The sequence below is a fragment of the Ancylomarina sp. genome (assembly GCF_041555295.1).
GTDB lineage: Bacteria > Bacteroidota > Bacteroidia > Bacteroidales > Marinifilaceae > Ancylomarina.
In genome coordinates, this window is record NZ_JBFFKR010000415.1 from 1 (window position 1) to 2,234 (window position 2,234).

General features: G+C 33.8%; 2 protein-coding genes. One reads left to right on the forward strand and one right to left on the reverse strand.

The features are described from left to right. Nucleotides 1–1,517, reverse strand: a 1,517-nt coding sequence (locus ABY905_RS16605) for an MGH1-like glycoside hydrolase domain-containing protein (protein WP_372645897.1), incomplete at its 3' end; no start/stop codon positions are given. 313 nt (nt 1,518–1,830) lie between these two features. On the opposite strand from ABY905_RS16605, the gene ABY905_RS16610 reads away from it, so the two are divergent. Further along, the coding region (locus ABY905_RS16610) for a hypothetical protein (protein ID WP_372645899.1) at nt 1,831–2,234 on the forward strand (404 nt) is incomplete at its 3' end.

Here is a 2,234-nt window from a genome sequence, read left to right on the forward strand (position 1 = left end):
AGACCAGATACTTCATTTTCATTTAAAGGGAAGCTATCAATCATGAAAGAACTGATTTGATTACCAAACCCTAAAACCTTAATATCTAATGTAGAGTTTCTATACTTGAGGTTTGTAATATTCATTTCACCTTTAAGTTCTCTAGGAATAAAAGGGCTGATTTGAAGATGATCTTCCTTAAAATTTAAACCAAACAGGACTCTGTAAATGCTGGATAAGGAACCCGCGACACTCCAAAGTTGTCTGTTCGAATTAATTGCTGTTCCCTTAAAATCACCAGTCTCAGCCACCATATTTTCCTTATTGGTCAGAAATAAGGCCGATGATCTAATTAGAGATGCTAAACCATGTTTTACGGATTCGTCATTTTTAGTTTTCGTGGATGCCCAATTCCAATAGGCTTGTACAAAAGGCCAAATACTGTTGTTGTGATAAGGCGAAATATTTGGAATCTGAGGGAAGAAACAAGGCACACCATAAGGTAGTTGAACTGTATTCTTAATGATCTGCTTTTTTTGCTCATCATCCGCAATGTCGAAAAGGACACAAAGACTTTGGCCTAAGTTTTCCGTTCTATTTGAAAGCAAGGGTGAGTGCGAATTGTATTTAAATTGAGCATAGACCTTTTTGTCTTTTAACCAAAATTTATCATTAATGCTTTTCTTTAAGGCTTTGGATATATGTTGATATTTTTGAGTATCATGATTAAGTATTTTACCCATTTTAGATAAAACGACTAAGTTTTGGTAATGCACAGCCTGAGTGCTTAGCGAAAATGCACTATAAATATCTTTGGCATCCATCCAGTTAGGATAGCTTTGTTCTCTCCAATCGAGAAATGAAGATTCACCATTGAAAAGATGTTCATTATAATCCCAAACGACATTTAGATCTGTTTCTGTTGATTTTTTAATGATAGAATACGCTTTTTTAAGCCATTGTTTATCACCTGTACTGAGATAAATCTCCCAAGCAGCTGTAGACCAAATTATCCTATCCGAACTGATAGGCCAGGATCCACCTGTACCTGTATCTTGTATGATCATACCATTTTTAACCTTATGCATTAGGCTCCTTTTCGATACCTCAGGATTTGTAATGGCTAATGCTAAAATGACGCTATAACTAATATCTCGTGTCCAAACACCTTTCCACTTTTCTCCGGTATCAAATAAACTATCCTGATTAATATTTAACTCTAACTCCTCCAAAGACATATTATATATAGCATTTAGAATTTGAAAGTGAGAGTCAAACTTTGGATAGTGAGAAATATCTTTTGTGAGACGCCAATGAACTGTGTCATTTACTGTCTTTGTACTATCTGCAGGATAATTGGAAATAAGATGAGTTGAACTTAAAGCCTCTGCATAAAAGTCACCTTGTTTCACAGCATCTGGAAATACCTTATATTCTTGAGAATGATGTAAATTGGTTTGATTAAAATCACAACTGGAAATCAAAACAGAACAAATAAGTAAACTAAAGGATAGTATGAATGAGTAGGGGTGCTTCATAGTTTGGATTTAGTATCTGTTTAAAGATAATCGAAAATGATGAGCAAAAAAACTGTTTAAAAGCTTGAAGACTTAGAGAATATCTGATTTTTCAGAAGGAAGATCAATACTTGTTGAATCTACGATAAAAAATGTATGGATATATATTGTTTATAGGCAATTGTTTGTGATTATCGAAAGAATAGTGTCTGTTAACAAATATTAACAGTTAATTGATTGTTCCGATTCACCCATAATATACTTTTGAGGGTCTTAAGTAATAGAGCGCAGTAATTGTGTTCTCATTCACAAATGATAGAATAGACTGCAATAAATGAAGAAGCTATTTCGAAACACAATCTCAATTCTCCTGTTGGTTTTTTACCTGACAGGATTTTGTGGTTTAAATTTGTTGAAGCATAGTTGTGTCTCTTGTCATCAAGATGATTTTCATGTGATTTACGATTTAGGTAAATGTGGTGACGAAATGCACGTTTGTGAAGCCGACCCCCATCCACATGTTATACATTTTCATGGAAATACGTCTCATGTTCATTATTCATCAGTTCCTTGCTGTTCTTTGGAATTAATTTATCTGAAGAACTATCCCAAGACACTATTAAAGCAAGTTGTGAAATCACCTTTGATTTCTAGCCTTGATTTATTTTTATGTGCTGATTTACAATTGCATGATTTTACCAATGTCAGCATAGAGCAAAGAGCTGATTATTTGCAGAA